The following is a 21,389-nucleotide window of genomic DNA, read 5'->3' as shown; positions in this document are numbered from 1 at the left end:
CAATCCTTTCATTGTAAGATGGATTAGTCTTTATTCAACAGTGCTATCTGGCAATCCTACTGCTACATCTTTAAATGCAGCTAAGGCAGCTTCCAAATGGTCGATGATTTCTTGCTGTAAAACGTCAGGTGGTGGCAGGTTATCTAAATTATCTAAGCTGTCATCTTTTAGCCAGAATATATCCAAACTCGCTTTTTCTCGATTGATTAGCTCATCATAACTGTAATATTTGAACCTCTCAGTCTCTTCACGTTCATGACGGTTCTCAGGGTTATAACACTTGATGAAGTCTTTTAAGTCATTCAGTGTCATTGGTCGTTGTTTTAGTGTGAAATGTGTATTGGTTCTTAGGTCGTAAAACCAAATACCTTTGGTATGAATTTTTTCATCACGGTCAGCATTATCAAAAAACACAACATTCGCTTTCACACCATTGGCGTAAAAGATACCTGTTGGTAATCTTAAGATGGTATGTACATCACAGTTATTTAACCACTTTCTACGTATACGCTCACCTGCACCACCTTCAAACAATACATTGTCAGGTAATACAACAGCAGCTTTACCAGTGTCTTTTAAGCTTGAAACAATGTGCTGTAAAAAGTTTAACTGTTTGTTGGTTGTGGTTGCCCAAAAATCTTGGCGCTCATAGGTTAGCGCATCTTTATCTTCACCGCCTTCAGCATTGGTGATGGTTACACTGCTCTTTTTTCCGAAAGGTGGATTCGCCAGAACATAATCAACCTTATTATCGCCAGTTATTGGTGTTAATAATGCGTCAGCTCTTTCAACTTCAGGTTGCCCGTCAATGCTACCAATATTATGCAAAAACAAGTTCATTAAGCACATACGTCTTGTTGAAGAGACAATCTCGTTACCTCTAAATGTTTTGTCTCTCAACGATTGTGCTTGTGCCTTATTTAACTTCGACTTTGGAACGATGCTTTCATCATGCTTTGATGGATTCCAATGGCTCATGCCTTTTTGAATCCACTGCGGATCGCCATAAGCAATCCAATCACTAGCACTTAAAAAGAAGCCACCTGTTCCACAAGCCGGATCTGCAATGGTTTTCTCTGGTTCAGGCTGAACACACGCCAATATGGCATCAATCAACGGTCTAGGCGTAAAGTATTGACCTGCACCGCTTTTCGTATCTTCCGCATTTTTTTGCAGAAGCCCTTCATATAAGTCACCTTTTGCATCAGCATCTAAACTTATCCAGTTTTCGTTATCTATCATGGTAACAATACGAGATAACTTTGCAGGGTCAGGGATCTTATTTTCAGCTTTATAAAATATAGCGCCTAACATGCCGCTAGCTTTTGCTAGGTTTTTTAAGATCTTTCTATATTGTTCTTCTAGTTTTTCGCCTGTTAACCCACGTAGAGATTCCCAATTATATTCAGCCGGAACTTTAGTATCTCTGACGTAAGGCGGCTGCGCATATTCATGCGCCATTTTTAAAAATAATAGATAGGTTAACTGTTCTAAGTAGTCGCCATAACCTACACCATCATCACGTAATGTATGACAGTAATTCCAAACTTTTTGTACTAATGCAGGAGCATTCATTCATCAATCTCATTTTGTAATTAGCTAATTAGCCAACTGTTCTTATTAATTCGCTAATCCAAGGGTGCAGAGTGTCTTTTTCTTTGTCTTGTTCTAATTGGTAAACAAGATAGCCCAAGTAAGTGTTTTTGCTTTTGGGGTTAAACCATTTTCCTATTTTACGAAGCTCCTTTTGAAAACAAGCTTCAGCTCCTTGGTCTCGTCTTAACTTTTTCAAATACCACTTCTTAGCGTCACTGATTAAAGGTTTAAATAAATTCCATTGGGCGAGGCGTCCCTCATTTAGACGTTTTTGATCTAAGTGATAAAGTCGAATTGAATATTTAACTTTTAGATCTTCCTCTGAACCTTCTGCATAACGAGAAAATGGTGCCCCACTTTTGTCATATGACAGCATCCTCCAGTCAAGTCTTTTGCAGGGATCTAATAAACTGGGGTTTTCGTTGTCTTCATCAAGTTCGTTATAAGCTCTTTCCGCTTCCTCTATTAGCGGAAAGTAGTTCCATTTCCCCCCCGCAGTTCCTTGCAAATCTTTTCTAAATTCGTTGCAATGTTGACAAGAAAATCTAAAGTTTTCTTCTTTAAAAGCTGCCCATTTGTAACCAGAATGCTCGGGAGCGATATCATATCTGGTAATATTCTTACCTTCTTCATCTATAGAAACGCCTTTGACGGTGCCTTTAGGTCTATAGTGATCAACCGCGTTATCTGTTCTCGGTATATTTGTTTCGCAATACCAGCATCGACCATTCGAAAGTAATTCTAAGCTTTCTTTAAGCTCCTTCCATATAGTACTTCTATCATCTGCCACAATATTACCATTCATCAGGTCTTGCGTTGCAGCCTCTGCACGATCTTCCCATCCATCAGGTAAATCAATAAAAGTATTGTCAACGAACCTCATCACTCGTCCTCATCAAGCAACGCTTTAATCGCGTCAGCCGCAACTTGATCACGCTCTTGTTGTGATAGGCTTAGTGCATAATCTACAAGCTCTTTTATATTTTCGGAGCCTGACCTTTCTTTCAGTAACGCATTTCGGATTTTTATATATCTTTCGTAATCATCATCTCTTTGTGTCATCGTAAACCTGTCATTCTCCAACCACTCCGAAATGACCTGTAAACGCAATTCTTCAAACTTACTTTTGTTTTCTATACTCGCTAGTGCTCTATATTTTTCAAGCCTTCTCTGAGTTCTCTTGTCAAGAGAAGAGCCTAATCCGAACATATCACTTGTGATTATTCCCGCATATCCCATTCCTTGAGGATCGTAATGCGGCTTATGTGACTCTATAACTCTGGTTTCTTCATCGCGATTTAAGATTTGTACTTGATCGCGTGTTAGTTCAGCAATTGCAATTGGATTATGTGTAGTGAGAACAATATGACTATTGTTTTCACCTTTAGAACCAGAGGTCACGAATTTGTTCAGGTAATCAATGTAGTCAACACTCCATTTAGGGTTTAAGTGAGTGTCTGGTTCATCAAGTAAAAATAGGCTTTCTTCTTCAGCGGTAAACCTTAATAGACCTAACACTGTGAGCAATTGTTGCTCGCCTTCACTTAACTCTCTGAACGTAACGCTGCCATCATTCTTTTTAAGCTTAACTCTGATGCGAACTTCGCTAATTAACTCTGAAACGTAGGTACTTTCAAGATCACGGAAAAATTCTCTTGGCTCTTGCTCTCCAACCAGATCCTCTAGCTTGTGAATATCTTTGATAAACATATAAAGATATTCACGCTCTTTTTTATTCCATAAAGTTGCTTCATCTTTGCGCTTAATTTTTATAGGTGCAGTAGAAACTTCATGGACACGATCTAAAAAGTCACGAACAATCCCTTCCGCTCCCCAGAATATATCTGGAGTATCTTGGCACGCATCGTAGCTACCTTTAGGTGTTTTACTTTTATTTAGGTTCCAAGAAGGCTCGTTCAACTCTAATAAGACAGAATCAATACTTTCCGCATTTTCATCAGTTTCTAAACCTAATTGAGTGTCTAGAAAATGCCTGACTAAGTCATCTTGTCTTAATACAAAGGCGAGCAATACAAATTGGCTATGTACAGGTAACGCATAAAATAAACGCCTTAAACCCGGATCTTCAGATTTTGCACTTCGAAGCTTTTTATCATATTGCTGAAGGTACGGCCTAAAAACGGACTGCATCCTATCGCTATGACCAGAATAATAACCAAACACATATTTAGGTAAAAAATCATCTTGTCGTTTTTTGAACTTACTAAATGTAATTTCAGCTAACTCTTTCTTTCCCGTTAGCACACTCAATAAATCTGCTTGGGCAGACTCCTCTGATTTATCTTCTCCTAAATCTCTGTAACTGATTTTATAGGCTTCTTTAACGCGCTCAGGGTCAGCGTCTATTTCGATCTCTTTTTCATGGCAAAAATAACGAAGGACGTAAGAAAACGTTGGTTTATCTTTTTCTCCTCTCTCATTCTTACCCATAATAAGATCGCGAAATAAAACTGCTAATGCTTCAAGTACATTTGATTTACCTGTGCCATTCCAACCAATAACTAGCGTGATCCATTCTTCTTCTTCAAAGTCGATGGTAACGTTTTTAAGATTTTTAAACTGTTGTCGAATACCACCTCGCTCCGAGCCAATGGTAAATGAGGCTAATCGCATTAATCTTCCTTAACTTCTTGCTTGATAAACCTTATCTGGTCATAACTACCATTGCGATCAATTTCAATTTGACCAGACTTTTCAAGCTTTCGTAATTCAGCATAAATTTCTTCAACGCGGTCTATGGATGTACCATCTACAATGCCGCATTTTTTAAATGCTTCTTGAGCATCAATCCATCTATCTTCGGCTGTTAACACTTCTAATAATGTACTCATCACATCAACTTTTTTTTTAGGTTGGCGTTTCTTCTTAGGCTTAGCTTGCTTCGCCAATTCTTCACGTTCTTTTTTGATTTTTTCTAACAATACAGAGGCTGGCACGTCATTCTCTTCCTGTGGAACAAGCTCCCCTGAAAATGCACTTTTTAAGATGTTTTTACGCTGAGCTTCTGCTGAAATTAGCGCATTAAGTGAATACTCTTCTTGTTTATCTAATAGCGCTAATTCTTCATCAAGCAACTCAATGACAACCTTTTGTTCTTCAATTGGTGCTAAAGGAACTGGAAAGGATTGCAGTATTCCTTTATTTATCGAAGCTAAATTTGTAGTTTGCTTTCCCGCATGTTGAAACCATAATTTGCCAAATGTATTTCCATGATGGGAAATAAATTCAGGGACTAAATCTTTTATAAATGACCTCATACGGAAAACATGGTTTTGATGAATGCAATTATCGACTTCACCGTACCAAACCCAACCTCTTCCCAACTTATCCCGATCACCACCTTCATTAAACAAAATATCACCATATTCAAGGGTATATTTTTTAATATCAGTTTCAGTTGCTTCAATAGTTTTGACTTCAGACAAGTCGAGGTAGCCTCTCTGAACATTTGCTACGCGTAAATAAGGAACTAGCCTTTTTTTCACTTCAATCTTGCGTTTTGTGCCCTTAGTAACGCCAGAAACTATCTCACCTAGCATATCCAAACTGGCCCACACCCACCCTTCAGGTAGTTCAGGTAAATCAGTTATATCCGGCTGGACTGGTTCTGGATATTTGTCTTGCCAGTTTTTAGGAGGGGTTTTGCCTTTTTCTTTAAACTCTTCGAGTTTATTCTGTTCCCAGCGCTGCTTACGCTCAACAAGAATTCGCTTTAAAAGCGCTTCGCCTGTTTCTTCAATTTGATGTTTATTATCATCTCGCCACTTTTGGGTAAGTGCGCCTTCTACCGCACTTTTAAGTAAGGACTGACGATAATGTTTAAGTTTAACTTGAGCTGTTTTTAATTCTTGGACACCAAAGTCTAATTCTGAAAGTAGCTCATCTAACTTTTCGACTATTCTTTGTTGTTCTTTTTCTGGAGCTATATTGATACTTAAACTTTCGACTTTATCTCTATTTATTCCTGCAAAAGTAGAACCCGTGCCAAATGACGCAATGTAATTTTCTAATCCTTTTAACTGGTAAAACAGATATTTAAATGATACTCCAGAAAAAGCTCTGATAGCACAAAGGCCACGACCGAAGCCACTTTTTTCGCTTGCTAAATTTACAGGGCCGACAGGCGCTCTTACAGACAAAAGAATATCATTTTGCTCAGCAATTCTACTCGGCTGCTCACAGTGTTTATTAATGACTGGGTAGACGTCTGTGAATTCGGTTTTCCCTTGAAAAAAAGGTAAACCTTTACCCTCACTGTTGATCTCGGACGCTTTAGGCGACTGCCCCATGAAAATTTGTGAAATTTCAATCAACTTCACTCTTTTCCAAGATTCAGGTAACTCTAAATTCTGGTTCACGCAATTAATTCCTGATTCATTTCAGCCATAAGGCTATCTAATTCGTTCTTAGCTTCGGTGTTAAACAAGCCCCATGCTTTTTGTAAGCCACCGCGATCTGAGAAAGGGCTATAGTCAAAGTCATCGCGTTCAATAGAACAGCTAGCTGCAATATGGTCTTTTATTAATCTTAGCCATGTGGTTTGTTCTTCGGTAAATGCAGTTTTTCTTTGGGCATTATGGCGGAAGATCCATTTTTTAAATTTAGCGTCTACTTGATCTGCAAAGGGCCTAAGCTCTGCCTCTAAACCAATAGCATATTTTACTAGCGAAATTATATCGGTTAGTTGCCTTTGGGTGTTGACCTTTTTACCTTTACTGCTGCTTTTATTGAGAGGGTTTGCTGAATTTATGCGCTCATAAGCAGTCCATAGTTTTTCCGTTGTTAATAACAACGGGGGATTATTTAACGCTTTGTGCAGTTCTTCTAGCATAGAAAAGGTTAATGGTCTGCGCTGGTAAGGTTGCTGGTAGAAAAAGCTGAGCGCTTGAATATCGTCTTTATGCTGCTCAATAAACTCTTTGAAGCTTTGTATAACCTTTTCTGCTTCTTCTTCTGCTTGGGCACTGTAGCCGGAGTAAGTCACCGTATCTAAGTTGATGTGGTCGATAACTTGTTCGCGTTCTCTTCTGGCAGACTCGATCACATCTCTCGCATCAGGGTTATCAAAACTTTCACATGCTTTATCAATGAGTTGTTGTTTTGCGGTTTCGCGCTCATTATCGGTAAGTGTTTCTTCACTTCGTGTAATACCTTTCGCCTTGGCATTTTCTAATGCTTTTTGATTGATTGCGTCAGGATCTATCGAGGTTAATAGTTCTCTTGCTAATTGAGCAACGGGTTTACCCGTAAGTTTCTCTATTTTCTTGTGACCGCGAGTATCAATTTGTTTACCTAGACGGGTTAAGCGGTTTGCCAAACTTTGTATTGTGTCATCATCTCGATGACCCATAGCCACGCCTTGAAGTAAGTCTTTCATTGAAAGGTTAGGGTTGCGTTCTAACGGCCGGCTCTCTGTTTTTTGAGACTTTTCAACCCCTACTGCATCGATTAGTACAAATCTATCTTTGGCACTCGTTGCACTTTTACTGACATTGCGAAGATCTTCAAACCCCAAACTTCTTACCCCACGGCCTTTCATTTGTTCGTAATAGCCTTTGCTACGAACATCGCGCATAAAAAGTAGAACTTCTAATGGTTTTACGTCTGTTCCTGTCGCGATCATGTCAACAGTTACCGTGATGCGAGGGTTAAAGTCATTACGAAAATCATTCAATATGCCATCAGGGTCTTTGGCACTGTATGTAACCTTTTTACAAAACTCATTTCCTTGCCCGTACTCTTCACGAACAATTTGAATAATGTCATCAGCGTGGCTGTCTGTTTTGGCGAATATAAGTGTTTTTGGCACTTCTTTGCGGTTAGGAAATATTTCAGTTTCTACCGCCTTTTTCATTGCTCTAATGACTTGGCGGATTTGGCTTTTATTGACCACTGAGCGGTCAAGCTCTTTGCTAGTGTATGTGTTATCTTCTTCTGCTTGTGCCCAGCGTTTTTTGCGAGTTAATTTGTCTCGGTGATCTAGCCATTCTTTGGCTTTTAGTTTAGCGCCTTTGTTGCCGATCTCAGTTTCAATTTCATAAACATCGTAACCCACATTTACGCCATCAAGTACTGAATCTTCATAACTGTATTCTGCAACGATGTTTTCGTTGAAAAAGCCTAATGTGCGTTTATCAGGTGTGGCAGTAAGACCAATAATGAAAGCATCGAAATAATCGAGAACTTGTTTCCAAAGGTTATAAATAGAGCGGTGACATTCATCAACAATAATAAAGTCAAAGGTTTCAATTGGAACTTCTGGGTTATACTTCACCAACTTTGCTTGTTGTTTATTTTGCTTTACTTCATGTAGTGATAAATCTTCTGCGCTTTCATCTATTGGTTTACCACTTAGAATCGAATACATCCTTTGTATAGTGCAAATACAAACTTCAGCGGCATCATCTATGGTGCCGCTATTGAGTCGCTGTACTATGTGATTTTCATGAAAAAAGGTTTCTTTACCATGCGGTTTAAAAGCATGAAACTCTTGTTGTGCCTGCTTACCAAGGTTTCTGGTATCAACCAAAAACAAGATTCGTTTAGCGCCACCATTATTTAGTAATCGGTATACTGAGTTAATTGCTGTAAACGTTTTGCCAGCACCTGTAGCCATATGAATTAATGAGCGAGGTCTGCTATCGGCAAGGGATGTTTCTAAACCTGTAATTGCGCTTATTTGACAATCTCGTAAGTTAGCTTTTGGTAGTGCTGGAATGTTGTTTTTAAGGTTGCTGCGCAGTGAACTATCTTGCTTCATCCATTCTTGCAGTGTTTCGGGCTTAAAAAAATGGAAAATTTCTCTAGACCTAGGGGCAGGATCTCTTAAGTCGGTAAACTGAATGACTTTACTGGTTGCTTCAAACAGAAACGATAGCGGCGCTTTGTCTTTGCGAAATTTGATCTTACTGGTGGCGTAACGAAGTGTTTGATCTTCAACATTGGATAAAATGGTTTCGTCTTTTTTGGCTTCAATCACGCCTACTGCTTCGCGATTTACAAATAGTAGATAATCCGCAGGGCCAGTATCGGTAGGATATTCACGTATTACAACACCTAAGCTTTCGCCAAGGTTTGCGTTAGGCCAAGTTTGTACTGTCCAACCAGCGAGCTTCAATTGCTCGTCTATTGATAAGCGAGCCTTTGTTTCTGGTTTTAATCCGTCAATATCCATAAATGATTCCAAGCTAACTTTAATTCACGTCAAAAAATTCTTCGTCGATCTTCTTCAGGTGCAAGACCTGTTCGTCTCTGCTGCCGATGTTGTAACGCAGCATGAGTTTGGCTAATTCTTTACCGTTAATTAGGACTATTCTCATGCCAAGGTCTTTAGCTGTTTGTATAGCTGATGGCGTAAAATCCGATGTGGTAATGAAAATACCTTTTTGCGCTTTCTTTAAATTGAGTGCACCAAAGAAATCACGGATATCACCAGAGCCGACGTTATTGCCCTCTGAGTAGCGTTTAGCTTGAATATAAATTTGGTCAACGCCTAATGGATCTTGGTCAATAACACCGTCTATACCGTTATCACCCGATTTCCCGAGTGCGTGTGCCGCGCCTTCGCCTGTGCCGCCATAGCCCATTGCTAGCAACAATTCGATAAGCAAGTCTTCAAAAAAAGCTGGCGTTACCTCACGTGTGCGAGAAATAAGCTCTAACGCCAGTGCGTCGTTAATGGCTTTATAAGCGTCCAGTAACGCTTCGTCAGGCGTTATTTCATTTGATGCTAATGGTTTACTAGATTCTTCTGTATTTAGCGGCTGAGGGGCGCTGCTGTCGTTCTTTTGCTCTTTAAAGGCCACAAATTCATCAAATTGCTTGAGGTAATCGTTATTAATAGTTGCATTTGTATCTTGCAATGCCTTGATACCACGTTCAGTGATGACAAAGTGTGCTCTTTTGGTGGCTTTTAAAAGGCCAGCTTTTGTGAGGTAGGTTCGTGCCCAGCCAATACGATTATCTAAAACGCTTTGCCGTCCACTTGGCAGAGTTTCGTTACGCTCTTCGTCAGTTAAGTCAAATGTATCAGCAAGCTGATTGATAACGTCTCGAAGTTTAACTTCATTGCCATTGTTTGCTTGTACAACCTCTAAAAACGGCCGCATGAATTGCTGATAATTTGGGATCATTCCTTGTCCTTGATTTTATTCTTATCTAGTTTTTGCAGAAAAATCAGCGAGTTTAACTGGCTCTGTAAAAGACAGCTATAACGATTTTTGAGTAGGCTAACAATGAGGATATTGTAAAAGGACATTTCGAACAAGAATGCTTATCGCATTGATAGCAATTAGTTAACTAAAGTAGCCCTTACTAAACGCGGAAGTTTTATATTTACTCTTGAGACGAACTTTTTTTTGAGCTTTTTGATATTTTTCTAGTCTCATTTTCAGCGAATTGACGTTGCTTTACGAAGTGCTCAAACGCTAGTTTGTTGCTTTTGTTAAATGACTTCAGAAATAACTCAAATTCAATCAATTTTTCTTCTGTGATTCTCATTATGCAAATGTTGAGTAATTTGTAAATTTTAAAATTTTAGTAATGCATGAGTTCCCCGTCAAGTAAGGCCTTTGTTGACAAAGTTGATTTATTTGTTACGATAAAGTGAGTTTCGAAGTGAAATTCAGTTCAGCCTCTCATTTTTATAAATAAAAACCTTTAATAGTTACATATTCTAGCTGTTTGTGGTTAGTTATTTTTTTTGTTTTCAACGAATTTATTGACTTTACCAATAACTTTTCGTGGTTTTTGTGCTTTTCCTTGTCAATTTCAATATTCAAGACTATTTTCCGACTTGTAGCCATTGGAAAGTAAGTTATGAAAAATGCAAACTCACCTAAAATTAAACAGCCAACAGTTACTGAGTTAACTGAAAATAAAATTGACGATTACTTAACCCGGAGAGAATTCGAAGGTAAGTACATTCCGTATAAAACCGCTCGTCAGTTCTCAAGCATGGGAAATGCCTCCACTGAGCAACTAGGCCAAGAAACACAACGTCATGAATACTTTTCAGACATGGAACGGCATTTTGGATTGACACTCAGTTATTTAAAAAACGTCTCTAAGGTAAAGACGCAATATCCTTTAATAGATGTTGATACAACATTAGCGGTTGCGACTCGTCTTAATATCGCCCATCCCCGTTTTGCACCAAAACGTGGATTGGTAAAAGATGCTAATCAAGGGTATCAAGCATCTATCATGACTACAGATTTCTGTTTTCAATATGTCGATATTATGACAGGTGAAACAAAAAAGATTGCTGTCTCGTTAAAATACAATGATGAAGTGCTTATAGTAGATAGTGGTGATGCTGTTACTGGCCGCACACAAGATAAGCTGAAAATCGAACAAGCTTATTGGGAAGATGAAAAGCAGCAAGAGTATCGTTTAATTACATCTTCACATTGGACGTTGAGTCCGAACTTGGTCAAAAATCTTGCAATAGCTAGAAGGCATCGTAACCTTGATGTTCCCCATATTATTCTTAAGTCTTTTCAAGTTCATTTTTTAGAATTCCTTACTGGTAGAAAGCGTCATCGATTGGCAGATTTGGTTTTTTTGGTATCCAAAAAAATGTCTATCTCGTTTGAAAAAACATACGGCGTATTTTGGTATCTCATCTGGCATAAAGGCTTACAGGTAGACCTATTTCGTCCGCTCGCTGATGCAAGTTTTGTCTTTAATGCTAAGGAGGACTACGCATGGGAATGGTAGGTCTTCCGACAGAAGAGGCATTTGATTATTCAATTAACGAAATCATAAAAGCTAAAAATACAGATGAGAAAGAACTCGAATATACCGTTGCGTATACTTTTCCTGAATCAAAAGTAGTTGCGCTATCTCTACAACGTAAAAAACCTATTAAGCCTATTCTAGTTAAAGTTGGCGATGATATCGAAGGGCGAGCATGGGATATGTTTGAAAGAACGCCTAATACATTTAGTTCGTCTAGACATTATTTGTCTGCCACAGAAAGTCGTGTAGCCACGGCGTATGAGAGATACTCAAAAATAAGACCACTAATCGAATCTAATGACATAGAATTATATATCAAAGGCGATTTATCCAGAAAATCTTTTGATGCTTACGCCAAGCAAGCCAATATAACCCCTCAGTCGTTGTATAACTATCTCAATCAATACTTAGCATTTGGTTCTCACCCTTTAGCGCTATTACCACTAACGTATCTTTGTGGAACTAATCGAAAGTTACCTTTAAATAGTGAAGAGGCTGAAGCGAAGAGAGCTAAACGAGGTGGAACGTTTATTGGCGCAAAAGGCGATTCCGACGAATATTTAAGACGAGATGCTACGCAAGAAGACATAAAGCGAATTAAACAATTCATAAAAAAGCATTTATCTAAAGTTTCTGACCACAAATATACTTCGTTACATAGCGAGTTTTGCCAACGCCTTTGTTATTCATCGGCTGACGTATATGGACGTAAAGAGCGCTACCTTGACTTTCGTAAGTATATTTCTATTGATCAATTTACGGCTCACTTTCAAAAGCATGTAGATTGGAAGAAGTGGGAAGAGCTTAAAACGAGTGTAAAGGCAGTTCAAAATAATCAAGACATTACACGTGGTAAAGCACAAGAAAACTCTATTGGGCCAAGTGACACCTATGAAATTGATGCCACTACACTGAATATTTACGTGGTATCGAGAATCAACAGCAGGGGCGATTATACAGCGAAAGAGGTGATTGGTCGCCCGTACTTGTACTTCGTAGTTGATACCTTTTCGGGGGTTATCGTAGGCTATTGCATTACTTATCAGCGCGGCGTTTCCGCAGTCAAAAAAGCACTTTACAATGCTTTTACGAATAAAGTTGATTTTTGTGCAAGGTACGGAATTCAAATCGACGAAGATGATTGGCCTTGCCAACACGTATGCGTAAGGTTGTTCTGCGATAGAGGGGGAGAATATACCACTAGTCTTTATGATGACATGCTGGCAGCAGACTTGAAATTAGAAACCATTACCTTTGCAACTTCTTACTTAAGTAAAAAAAAGGGGACTGTAGAGGTAAATTTTGATTCTCAAGACAAAATTCTGTTTCAGCGATTGGACGGGAGTGTAAAGCCGAATCCTGCAAAAGATGCCGTTCACCCTTCAAACTTCGCCATACATGATATTGACTCGTTAAATCGACTAATTATTGAATCGATTTTGTCGTTTAATCGTCAAAGAATGAACCACACACGGTTACAATCTTTTGATGTGTTTGAAGGTGTTAAGCCGACGCCTTTAGCGCTATGGAATAAGCACATTTCTAAAAGAATGGCTTCTGGAAATCGTCGCCCCAAAAAACTAGTGATGTACGCGATGTTGGAACAAGAGGAAGCAAAAGTATCCATCGACGGTATACTCATTTTATCGAGTGAGCTTACATATAGAACATCCCACAAAGGTTTCCAAGATTGGCAACAAAAGATCAGCTTTAGTGGTCAGGAGAAGCCTTTAATAAAAGTGCGTGTAAACAAGGATGACCCGCGTTACGCATGGTACTTATCAAAACAGTTTGGTACGGAAATCATCGAATTCACACTGGCGTCGCATGATGAAAGGTTTGAAGATTTAACTGCTGAAGAAATTAAGCAGCAAAAACAAATCGAAAAGCAAAGGATGTCTATCAATCGTAAAGACCGAAGAATGGCAAACGTTGCCTTGCAAGCATCGATAGCTAAAGAACGTGAGTTATCAAACGAAAACACTTCTACCAGACCTCCAGACCGCAAAGGCATCGTTGCCGGAATACAGGACAACTTCAGGCAAGCACAGATATCAGAAAACGCCAGAGATGTTATTGAAACTCGAAATGTGTTTGGCACTAGTGCAATTGATTCATCCGCAGATTACTTTGATACTCCATCGTTAAATAGTGAAGGAGGCAGTGATGACTGAAGCGACCCTTCTGCTTGAACAATGGATTGATGATAATCCATTTATTACATCGCTTCAGATGCTGAAGCTAACTGAATCTGAATTGATATCTCGACTATCGGCAAGGGACGATATTACTCCCAATTATTCTACATTATCAAACGGTATCAAACGTATTGGTTTGGCTAAACGATTTTATGTTCCGCCAGAGTATACATTTGATTTGTATAATCAAATTCATCACATGATCCTTATTGGTTATCTCAATCGCCACCCTAAGACAGACGATTACGATAAATATCTCAACTTAGTTGAAAACGGCGAGGTTTCGGTAAAAGACTTGCCTGCACCAAATACTCTAATAGACGCTGGAACTGCCATGCTTTGTATGGGGCGCTCTGGGCATGGTAAAACTACCGTTCATGATAAGTTGTTAGAAACGTTTAATCCTGTTGATAACTTTCATCCCCCTTCTGAAAACACTGGATTTAGACGACTACCGCAGGTCATGTTTGTAAAAACTTATATTAAAAGTGCGACAAGTAAAAAAGCTTTCTTAGTTTCAATTCTTAATGCCATCGATAAAAAGCTCAATAGTCATTTCACTGCAAAGCTTCCAAGCAGAGACACTGTTGGTGAGCAGGTTATTTATGTCATTAAAATATGTCGAATGGTTGGCCTTGGTTTACTTGTAATAGATGATGTCCAATGGGTTTTAAACTCTAAAACCACGAAGGATAACAAGGTTGTTACTAATGTTTTTTTAGAAGAGTTTTTCAACGACTTAGGCGTGCCAATGATTTTCATTGGTACGCCTGAAGCTGGCGACCTTTTCAGTGCTCCTGAACAGAGCGAGCAGTCTGAGCGGCGTTTAATCAGTGATGGTAAGTTTATTCTAAGTGATCACTCTATTGAACACATAACATGGAAGACAATGGTTAAAGCCTTAAGTACGAACTTTTTAGGTATGGGCGAGAAGTTAGTTGATAAGGAGTTTGAACATGCAATTTTTTATTATTGTGAAGGAAACATAAGCAAGTTGAAGCGACTAGTAAATCATATACTAAGTGCGAATTTGAGTATGACCAAAAGTAATCGATTTAACTCTTTGTATACAGCGCATGTGGCCACTCACATACGCAAAGAATCGATTAAACCGAAGCTACCTAAAGTTGATGTCACGCCCGCCTATTCTGCGGAAAAAACAGCGCAAATAGTTGATAAAAATACGCAGAAAAAGGACTCAAAAAAGCAAGAACGCATTGATCGGATAAAACGACTTCAAGCCCTAGATATGGGGGACGAGTGAACTCATGTTGAACACCAGTCTTTCATCCATAATACTAGAGAATATTAACATCAAACCCGGTGAGTATCTTCCGACCTATTTCTATCGACTCAAGGAGTATGCAGACTTTTTCGCTCCAAAGGAATTTTTAAGCCTTTTTCAAATATCAAGTCCCCGTTTGATAGGAGAGACCATGCCAAGGTGGGCAGTGAAGTTTGCCGTACAAGCCTATGGAAGAAAAAGATTCGAGGATGTATTGACTGATAATATGGTGGGCAAATATTGGCAAGGATTCATCTCTCGTGATGTATTAAATGCACATGTGAAAACTCAATTGAATGACAAGGCAACGGGACGCGTACTGTTTAATGCTGAAAAGCTACTAATGCCTTATCAGTCTCTAAAATACTGCTCAAAGTGCCATGATGAAGAAATAAGAGCCAAGGGCTTTGCTATTTGGAGAGCAGATCATCAAGCAATGACTGCTTTTATTTGTCATCAGCATAATACCGCGCTGAGGCAACGTTTAGTGAGCGAGTTTAATGGGTTTGAATGCTCAGGCGATTTTTTTGATAAATCTTTTTTTAGCACTCCTCATATTACACTTTTTCATCGTTGGCTTGATTGGGAAACCAAGCTGCTGATGAGAAGAGGTGTTGAATATCAGCGGGAGCAAGTCGAACTTCACAAGCGTGTGTTTATGGAGAGCAGCTTCTATTCCCATTCTCCAAGTAAAGTGAGCGTTACTCTCAACAAGCAATGGCAAAGTGCGCTCCAAAGATACTTCACTGTATTGTTTCCAAATTTACAACGTTTTGCTGAAGTCACAGCTAACAACACTGCATTCAAAGCCAGTGCTATGATGGCTGAAAATGGCAGCATTCATCCTTTAATGTTTTTGTTATTCAAGTTTTTCTACCTGCATGAATATCGACCATGAGTAGAATCTTGTACACACCTCGAATTCAACCTGATGAAACTTTGTTTTCGTATGTTGCTCGGTGTCATTGGCTATGGGGTGATATCTCATACACGGCTACTTCGTTGGAATGGTTCGGCTATGAAGGGGGGTGTTTAAATCAGCTTCTTCCTAGCCATATTCAGGATATCTCTTGTCACTCTGAATACGGTATAGACTATCTCTTACATAACCACACAGCTTACCCTTTGCATGTTCTTTATAATGCCCGCCATGAAGCACTGAAGGCGGCAATGTGTGGAGCTGGTGATATGAACATAGCAAACCTTTCATGCTCACCTCAGTTGGCATTTGGCTCTTTAGTGCAAAGCAATTACTGCCCAGAATGTGCTAAAGAAGATATGACTAAAATAGGTATCGCTTATTGGCATTTGTCACACCAATTGTGGGGAGTGAATGCATGCTTCAAACATGGGTGTGAATTAACCAGTGTTCCTTTTAACCATCGAAAATATCGGCTCCCACGTTATTTTAAGTCAATACACTCTGTTATTCCTTCAGACGCTAATGCACAGCAGATAGAATTCGCAAAGCATATTGTGCAAAAGTTACGTAGCAACAATAATGAAAATGTTGGTCAGCAATACTTTAAAAGTCTATTTCACTCACGAGGGCTGTTCACATCGCAAATGCATATTCGGATGTCTACGGTGTTAGTGCGCTATAACGAGGTAGCTGAAGCGCTTTGTCTCCCCAGTGTGTTGAATACCAGAAGTATTCGTCGAATAGTTTTCGAACACGATTTAAGCATTCATCCATTGAAACCTATTTTGCTTGAATTTGTAGTAAAAGGACTGCGCGAAGAATCAGCGCCTCCCCCAATACCTGCTCCTAAACCCCTTAAAATGTCTGAGACCATTGAGTCACAAGCAATAGCGCTATTACAAAGTTATCAATTTAACGTTGCGGAGATAAGCAGACGCTTGAAAGTGAGTCATGGCTACGTAAAACAATTAGCCAACCGAATTGGCGTAAAGACAACAGAGCGAAAACAAGTTGTCACCGCTGACATAGAGCGACAAGCAATAAAAATGGCAATCGAAAATGTGAGTTGTAAAGATATTGCAGCCAAACTTGGTGTGTCAGAACCATCGATTACTGGAGTAGTTCAGTCTGTTGATGGGCTAAGCCTATGGCGTCAATATTTAAGAATGTATGAAAAGCGGGATGCCGTAAGAGCGACTTTAATCGAGGAGAGAAAACGCCGTGGCCTACTTAATCGGTCAGAGTTAAAAGAGCATCAAGGAAACGCTTTGAACTGGGCATATCAATACGACAAAACGTGGCTTGATGTTACCTTTCCCATCCAAGGCAACCATGCCAATCACAGTGCAAAAATTTGGGAGAAGCGAGACACATCTCTTTTTCCAAAATTCAAAGAGTTCCTTAAACAACAATTAGAAACAACCAATAAATTGCCTAGTAAATATGCGTTAGACAAAGCATTTGGTAATCATCGCTGGTTTACATGCAATTTTACTAAGCTTTCGAGGTGCAAGCGCATGTATGACATGGTCAAGTTCAAAATAACACAGAGCAATGAAGGGAAGAGCGAATGACAAAAAAATCTGAAAGTAATAGAGCGAGTCAGAGGAATGTTAAGTTGCAACTTGATAGCTCTTTGATAGATGACGCAAAGCAAGCGATAGCTAGTTACCCGAAAACACCCAGTGAGCAAATAGAGCAGTGGGCCTATGTCGGAATGATAGTCGAGCGTCAACTGACAGGCCAAGAGCAATTACAATTAATGACTGGCGAAGCTGTAGTGTCATTTAAGACGAACACAAATAAAGAGGGAGAGAAACGTAGGTAGCGTTTCTCCCCCTGTGTATCGCGATAATACACAACCTCAAAAGTAGTATAGCTTAAATTTCAACTTAAAGTCTCGTTGAAGAAACTGGACTCTATTTCACTATCAAAAGTAAGTGTGAAGCATCCTTGGGGAGAATCATTTTTAAAGGCAGATTAGAGCGACAAACGTAGTTTGCTTCTACAAAGCTAGCAAGTTTATTCCTAACTTATGTTATTGTTTTATGGTTAAAGTTAAGCGAAAAAAGGAAAATTCGAATAGTGAATAATTATATGGATGTACTTATTACAACTAGTAGCACGCTAGACGGCGCAAAAATAAAACAATATTTCGGAATAGTTAGTGCGCACGTTGTTGCGGGGACAAACGTTTTTTCAGATTTTACTGCTGGGTTAAGTGACTTTTTCGGTGGACGCTCTGCAACTTACGCTGACCAAATAAGTAGGATAAAAGCACAGGCGCTGACTGACCTCAAATATGAAGCTATTGAACTTGGAGCCAATGCTGTTATCAGTGTGTCGATAGACGTCGATGAAGTATCTGGCGGCGGAAAATCAATGTTCATGATCACTGCTTATGGCACCGCAGTAACGCTAGACAGAGTGTACATTGAAAACTCCGAGGATACGAAGACTGACCTAGTGACAGGTAACGTCGTAGCTGATGTAATAGAGAAAAGAATACTTATCGAACAACACAAGTCAGCACCACTTGAGATGACTAATGATGAATGGTGTAGACTTCTCGAACTCAAAGTGCCTGAAATGGGTGATTTTATTGAATGGGAAATGATAAGTAGTGGTCTAAAAGAAGAGCGCTTATTTGCCTATGCAGCCTCAATAGACTTCGACGATAGTGTTGCGCTGGGGTACCAACTTTTTGAGAAAGCAAGCAAGGAGAGTGAGCTTAGGACAATTCAAAAGGTGATCAATAAGATGGTTCTCGTAGATTACCACCGCTCAATTAGTCTGTTGAAATCCAAGTCAGACAGTCTTACGCATAAAAAAGCCGTGCTCAACACTATCATTAAGCCCAAACGGCTTTATTCGAGTGACGATATTAATACCCTCAATGATTTAATAGGTACTGTTGAAGCGTCGTTTCCTACAATCGCTGTCTTTAGAAAGAAAAAAGGTCTGTTAGGTAAGGAAAAAGAGCTTTGGGAATGCATGTGTAGCCAAAAAGAAAATGACGTAGATGATTCTTTTTGCAAGTCATGTGGTAGAGATAAACAGGGGTTTAAAGCCGAAGAAACTACTCCCAAAAAGGCAATCAAGTATTTATCAATGATAAAAGAGACCTTGAAAGAAACCTTGCCAAATCAATAAAATGAGTTGGAGTTAAGTCACTGGCTCATATCTAACTTTAAATGCAGTAAAAGACGAGGAACGGAACTTCATTGTTTGGGCTACAAACGACCGAGTTGTGCCATAAGCGGACGGTGGTAACACCCCACTAAGCGGCGATAATACATGGGCTTAAATTAGGATCGAAGTGACGCAGCCCATGTATTAGCGCCCCAGCGATCAGCGCGAGCGCCTTTAGTGGCTTGTTATACCCTTTAAGCGTTGGGTATTTTAACCAGCAAATCCGTGACGCCTAAATCTACACTAAGTTGTGACAACAGTGTAGAAACCTGTCCACGATGATGAGTTTGATGGTTAAAGAAGTGCAGCAGTAGATGTGCGAAGCATTTTGAATGCGAGACGCCTCTCATATTTTGATAGTTTAGGTTACTTGCTAAAATGCCCTCGGAAAGCTGATTAACAAAATTCAAGATTGTGTTGTCCAGACTTACTCTTTCTTGTTTAAGCAGGGCGAGCTCTGAGAACAAAAGTGAGTCTAGTTTTTCAGGCTTAGGCTTCGATGCTAACGAATCTAATGCAGTAAAAGTTTTAGAATGAGTGGCAAAACGTTTAAGCCAAATTATATCTGCCACCAAAATATGATTGAGTGTACCAATGATAGAATCAAAGAAAGCCCCTCTATCCTTGGCAAGTTCCTCTGAGCCTAAATTCGACGCAGCAGAATAAATAGATGCGTTCATCCATTTATTGTATTCAGCCATTAATATGAAATTGCTTTTCGAAGACATTCGTCCGCTGCTTGCGATTGTCATGTGCTTCCCCAAATGACCAGCGTTTTACAAAATTTGACATTGTTAGGTTGTCACGAAGTCTCTTTATGTAACAAGCCTTTAATTACTAATTCGCAGTTACCTTGATCTCTTTCAAATAATGCAATACTTGGAGCATAATAGACATTATTAGCGGCTTTTACTTGTAATAATCTTTTCGTTTTAGATTTGTTTCTAAGTTCGTCATTATTGGCGCTAGCTATTTCAACGTCGCACGATTGAAGTAACACTGTAGAAACTGACTCATCCTCAAGTGCTAGTACTTCCTCTATTACAGCATTTTTTGCTAAAGCGCTCGAAGAGCACAACATTGAAATTATAAAAATTTTCTTTTTCATTGAGTTAATATCCTTGTTTTACTCATCTAAAAATAAGTTTTTTTTGATTAAGCGCTTTTTACGAAATTTCTTGCTACAAATAGCACATAACTTACTAATATGGCGAAGCCGCGCACGTGTTTGCGTCCCAGCGAGCGACAGCGAGTGCCATAATTTGTTTGTTAGGCCGTGCTGATAAGTTAGTCACGGCTATTAATAAAACTTTGTAACTCATCTGAGAAGCCACTAATTTGTTTAGCTTCTAGAAGGCCGTCTGATTTCATTAATGCAAGTTGCAGCATAGCTTTAGACCTTGCATTGTAATCGAATATGTTGACGATACGTTTGTCGCTGTTTTCCATCAATTTATACAAATAAAGATATTTTGCATGATTTGAAAGTTCGGGATCATCGATTCCTTTACGCACATCGTCCAAAACTTGCTGGCAGCATTTATCTAATGCATCTGCCTTAACTTGTTTGAAGTGTTTCCAATCTGCCTCTGAAATCATGTTTTACCTCTATAGGCCTAAAATTAAGCTATGGGGCACATATGTGGTGCTATAATCGCGAAGCGGCCCCGCGTATGTGTCCCAGCGACGGCAGGGAGTGACTTAAGCGCGTTGTTAAGTCTCACTTACGACCACACATTCTCTCTGATGCCATATTCCAATAGGCTTGAGCTGTAGTCATTTTCATTTCACGCCTTCTATTATCAATATCTTCAATGTCCTGAATAGGAAATGGTGTGAAATCAGTGCCATCACATTTGCCTTGGGTTCCGTAAAGCTGTGGGCGATGAGTCCTATCATAAAGGTATGCGTAGTTAGCAGGATTAATCTTTCCTTCTAACGCTAAAGGGCGCATGATTTTAAGCATTTTGTCTTGAAACTCTTTGTTGTAGTCGGCATGTTGAACAATTATCCATGCCGCCTGCGAAGCATCTTTTCCGACCATATCGATAGTGGGCCAGCCAAATTCAGTAACAATTTCTTCGATTCTATTAGCTTGCTCTATGCGAAGTTTTTCGAAATCCCTATCAGTTTTTCCGTGTAATGTACTTTGATCCAGTTCCATCATCTGATTTAGTTCTTGACGCAGACTGAAGTAATCATCTTTAGCAAATGAAAAGTTACTTGTTAGGCATATAAAGACAATGAGATATAAATTTTTCATATTACTCCTCCGTGAGACTTAACTTTTAAATAAGGGGCGCAGGCATGTGGGGCATAATGGCGAAGCCGCCCCGCATGAATGTGTCCCAGCGACCGAAGGGAGTGCCAACAGCGTTTTGTTAGGCGTACAAATGAACGTACGCAGCTTTGCTGCTACCACTAGCCGATAAGA

General features: G+C 39.4%; 17 protein-coding genes. 7 read left to right on the top strand and 10 right to left on the bottom strand.

Annotation, left to right across the window (positions count from 1 at the left end; all coding sequences use genetic code 11):
- Positions 1-30: 30 nt before the first annotated feature.
- Genes GVO63_RS03330 through GVO63_RS03305 form a run of 6 tightly spaced genes read right to left on the bottom strand, consistent with a single transcriptional unit; the run spans position 31 to position 9,749 of the window.
- Positions 31-1,575 (bottom strand): class I SAM-dependent DNA methyltransferase, encoded by a 1,545-nt coding sequence (locus tag GVO63_RS03330; RefSeq protein ID WP_159578124.1) that lies wholly within the window; start codon positions 1,573-1,575, stop codon positions 31-33.
- A gap of 28 nt (positions 1,576-1,603) precedes the next feature.
- Complete coding sequence (locus GVO63_RS03325; protein ID WP_201281872.1) at positions 1,604-2,482, bottom strand: hypothetical protein; 879 nt, start codon at positions 2,480-2,482, stop codon at positions 1,604-1,606.
- Positions 2,479-4,230 carry an AAA family ATPase gene (locus tag GVO63_RS03320; RefSeq protein WP_159578123.1) on the bottom strand — a complete coding sequence of 584 codons (1,752 nt, stop codon included), beginning with the start codon at positions 4,228-4,230 and terminating at the stop codon, positions 2,479-2,481. Before GVO63_RS03320 ends, GVO63_RS03325 begins: the two co-directional genes overlap by 4 nt.
- Entirely contained in the window at positions 4,230-5,975 is a 1,746-nt protein-coding gene (locus tag GVO63_RS03315; RefSeq protein ID WP_159578122.1) for a restriction endonuclease subunit S, read from the bottom strand. Before GVO63_RS03315 ends, GVO63_RS03320 begins: the two co-directional genes overlap by 1 nt.
- On the bottom strand, positions 5,972-8,791 hold the full coding sequence (locus GVO63_RS03310; RefSeq protein ID WP_159578121.1) for a type I restriction-modification enzyme R subunit C-terminal domain-containing protein: 2,820 nt from the start codon (positions 8,789-8,791) through the stop codon (positions 5,972-5,974). The genes GVO63_RS03315 and GVO63_RS03310 overlap by 4 nt, the downstream gene beginning before the upstream one ends.
- Positions 8,792-8,810: 19 nt before the next feature.
- The gene (locus GVO63_RS03305) at positions 8,811-9,749 is read right to left on the bottom strand and encodes a restriction endonuclease (RefSeq protein WP_159578120.1); all 939 of its coding nucleotides are present in this window, start codon (positions 9,747-9,749) and stop codon (positions 8,811-8,813) included.
- Between the two features lie 685 nt (positions 9,750-10,434).
- Here GVO63_RS03305 and GVO63_RS03300 point away from each other — a divergent pair.
- From GVO63_RS03300 to GVO63_RS03270, 7 genes are all read left to right on the top strand, one after another.
- Complete coding sequence (locus GVO63_RS03300) at positions 10,435-11,337, top strand: TnsA endonuclease N-terminal domain-containing protein (RefSeq protein ID WP_159578119.1); 903 nt, start codon at positions 10,435-10,437, stop codon at positions 11,335-11,337.
- Complete coding sequence (locus tag GVO63_RS03295; RefSeq protein ID WP_159578118.1) at positions 11,325-13,532, top strand: hypothetical protein; 2,208 nt, start codon at positions 11,325-11,327, stop codon at positions 13,530-13,532. Before GVO63_RS03300 ends, GVO63_RS03295 begins: the two co-directional genes overlap by 13 nt.
- A complete protein-coding gene (locus GVO63_RS03290; protein WP_159578117.1) occupies positions 13,525-14,820 on the top strand; it encodes an AAA family ATPase in 1,296 nt (431 codons plus the stop codon). The genes GVO63_RS03295 and GVO63_RS03290 overlap by 8 nt, the downstream gene beginning before the upstream one ends.
- A 4-nt stretch (positions 14,821-14,824) precedes the next feature.
- Complete coding sequence (locus GVO63_RS03285) at positions 14,825-15,739, top strand: TniQ family protein (protein ID WP_159578116.1); 915 nt, start codon at positions 14,825-14,827, stop codon at positions 15,737-15,739.
- A complete protein-coding gene (locus GVO63_RS03280) occupies positions 15,736-17,337 on the top strand; it encodes a TnsD family Tn7-like transposition protein (protein WP_159578115.1) in 1,602 nt (533 codons plus the stop codon). Before GVO63_RS03285 ends, GVO63_RS03280 begins: the two co-directional genes overlap by 4 nt.
- Positions 17,334-17,591 (top strand): hypothetical protein, encoded by a 258-nt coding sequence (locus GVO63_RS03275; protein WP_159578114.1) that lies wholly within the window; start codon positions 17,334-17,336, stop codon positions 17,589-17,591. Before GVO63_RS03280 ends, GVO63_RS03275 begins: the two co-directional genes overlap by 4 nt.
- Positions 17,592-17,848: 257 nt before the next feature.
- Positions 17,849-18,916 (top strand): YbjQ family protein, encoded by a 1,068-nt coding sequence (locus GVO63_RS03270; RefSeq protein WP_159578113.1) that lies wholly within the window; start codon positions 17,849-17,851, stop codon positions 18,914-18,916.
- Positions 18,917-19,149: 233 nt separating this feature from the next.
- Here the strand turns inward: GVO63_RS03270 and GVO63_RS03265 are convergent, their stop codons facing one another.
- The 4 genes from GVO63_RS03265 to GVO63_RS03250 all read right to left on the bottom strand — a co-directional run bounded on the left by GVO63_RS03265 (position 19,150) and on the right by GVO63_RS03250 (position 21,218).
- Positions 19,150-19,707: a DinB family protein gene (locus GVO63_RS03265; RefSeq protein WP_236552046.1), complete on the bottom strand. Its 558-nt coding sequence runs from the start codon at positions 19,705-19,707 to the stop codon at positions 19,150-19,152.
- Between the two features lie 50 nt (positions 19,708-19,757).
- The gene (locus tag GVO63_RS03260; protein ID WP_159578112.1) at positions 19,758-20,063 is read right to left on the bottom strand and encodes a hypothetical protein; all 306 of its coding nucleotides are present in this window, start codon (positions 20,061-20,063) and stop codon (positions 19,758-19,760) included.
- A 179-nt stretch (positions 20,064-20,242) separates the two neighbouring features.
- Positions 20,243-20,554, bottom strand: a complete 312-nt coding sequence (locus GVO63_RS03255; protein WP_159578111.1) for a hypothetical protein — start codon at positions 20,552-20,554, stop codon at positions 20,243-20,245.
- 121 nt (positions 20,555-20,675) lie between these two features.
- On the bottom strand, positions 20,676-21,218 hold the full coding sequence (locus GVO63_RS03250; RefSeq protein WP_071959937.1) for a DUF6624 domain-containing protein: 543 nt from the start codon (positions 21,216-21,218) through the stop codon (positions 20,676-20,678).
- Between the last annotated feature and the right edge of the window lie 171 nt (positions 21,219-21,389).

It is taken from the genome of Alteromonas sp. KUL106 (genome assembly GCF_009811415.1).
Classification (GTDB): domain Bacteria; phylum Pseudomonadota; class Gammaproteobacteria; order Enterobacterales; family Alteromonadaceae; genus Alteromonas.
This window is presented reverse-complemented; position numbering and strand designations above follow the sequence as displayed.

Excerpts from the sequence above, each read along its gene's own strand:
- GVO63_RS03305 (WP_159578120.1), bottom strand. The coding sequence starts at position 9,749 with ATGATCCCAAATTATCAGCAATTCATGCGGCCGTTTTTAGAGGTTGTA.
- GVO63_RS03275 (WP_159578114.1), top strand. The coding sequence starts at position 17,334 with ATGACAAAAAAATCTGAAAGTAATAGAGCGAGTCAGAGGAATGTTAAG.
- GVO63_RS03260 (WP_159578112.1), bottom strand. The coding sequence starts at position 20,063 with ATGAAAAAGAAAATTTTTATAATTTCAATGTTGTGCTCTTCGAGCGCT.
- GVO63_RS03320 (WP_159578123.1), bottom strand. The coding sequence starts at position 4,230 with ATGCGATTAGCCTCATTTACCATTGGCTCGGAGCGAGGTGGTATTCGA.
- GVO63_RS03285 (WP_159578116.1), top strand. The coding sequence starts at position 14,825 with ATGTTGAACACCAGTCTTTCATCCATAATACTAGAGAATATTAACATC.
- GVO63_RS03250 (WP_071959937.1), bottom strand. The coding sequence starts at position 21,218 with ATGAAAAATTTATATCTCATTGTCTTTATATGCCTAACAAGTAACTTT.
- GVO63_RS03330 (WP_159578124.1), bottom strand. The coding sequence starts at position 1,575 with ATGAATGCTCCTGCATTAGTACAAAAAGTTTGGAATTACTGTCATACA.
- GVO63_RS03310 (WP_159578121.1), bottom strand. The coding sequence starts at position 8,791 with ATGGATATTGACGGATTAAAACCAGAAACAAAGGCTCGCTTATCAATA.
- GVO63_RS03255 (WP_159578111.1), bottom strand. The coding sequence starts at position 20,554 with ATGATTTCAGAGGCAGATTGGAAACACTTCAAACAAGTTAAGGCAGAT.
- GVO63_RS03280 (WP_159578115.1), top strand. The coding sequence starts at position 15,736 with ATGAGTAGAATCTTGTACACACCTCGAATTCAACCTGATGAAACTTTG.
- GVO63_RS03265 (WP_236552046.1), bottom strand. The coding sequence starts at position 19,707 with ATGACAATCGCAAGCAGCGGACGAATGTCTTCGAAAAGCAATTTCATA.
- GVO63_RS03300 (WP_159578119.1), top strand. The coding sequence starts at position 10,435 with ATGAAAAATGCAAACTCACCTAAAATTAAACAGCCAACAGTTACTGAG.
- GVO63_RS03290 (WP_159578117.1), top strand. The coding sequence starts at position 13,525 with ATGACTGAAGCGACCCTTCTGCTTGAACAATGGATTGATGATAATCCA.
- GVO63_RS03295 (WP_159578118.1), top strand. The coding sequence starts at position 11,325 with ATGGGAATGGTAGGTCTTCCGACAGAAGAGGCATTTGATTATTCAATT.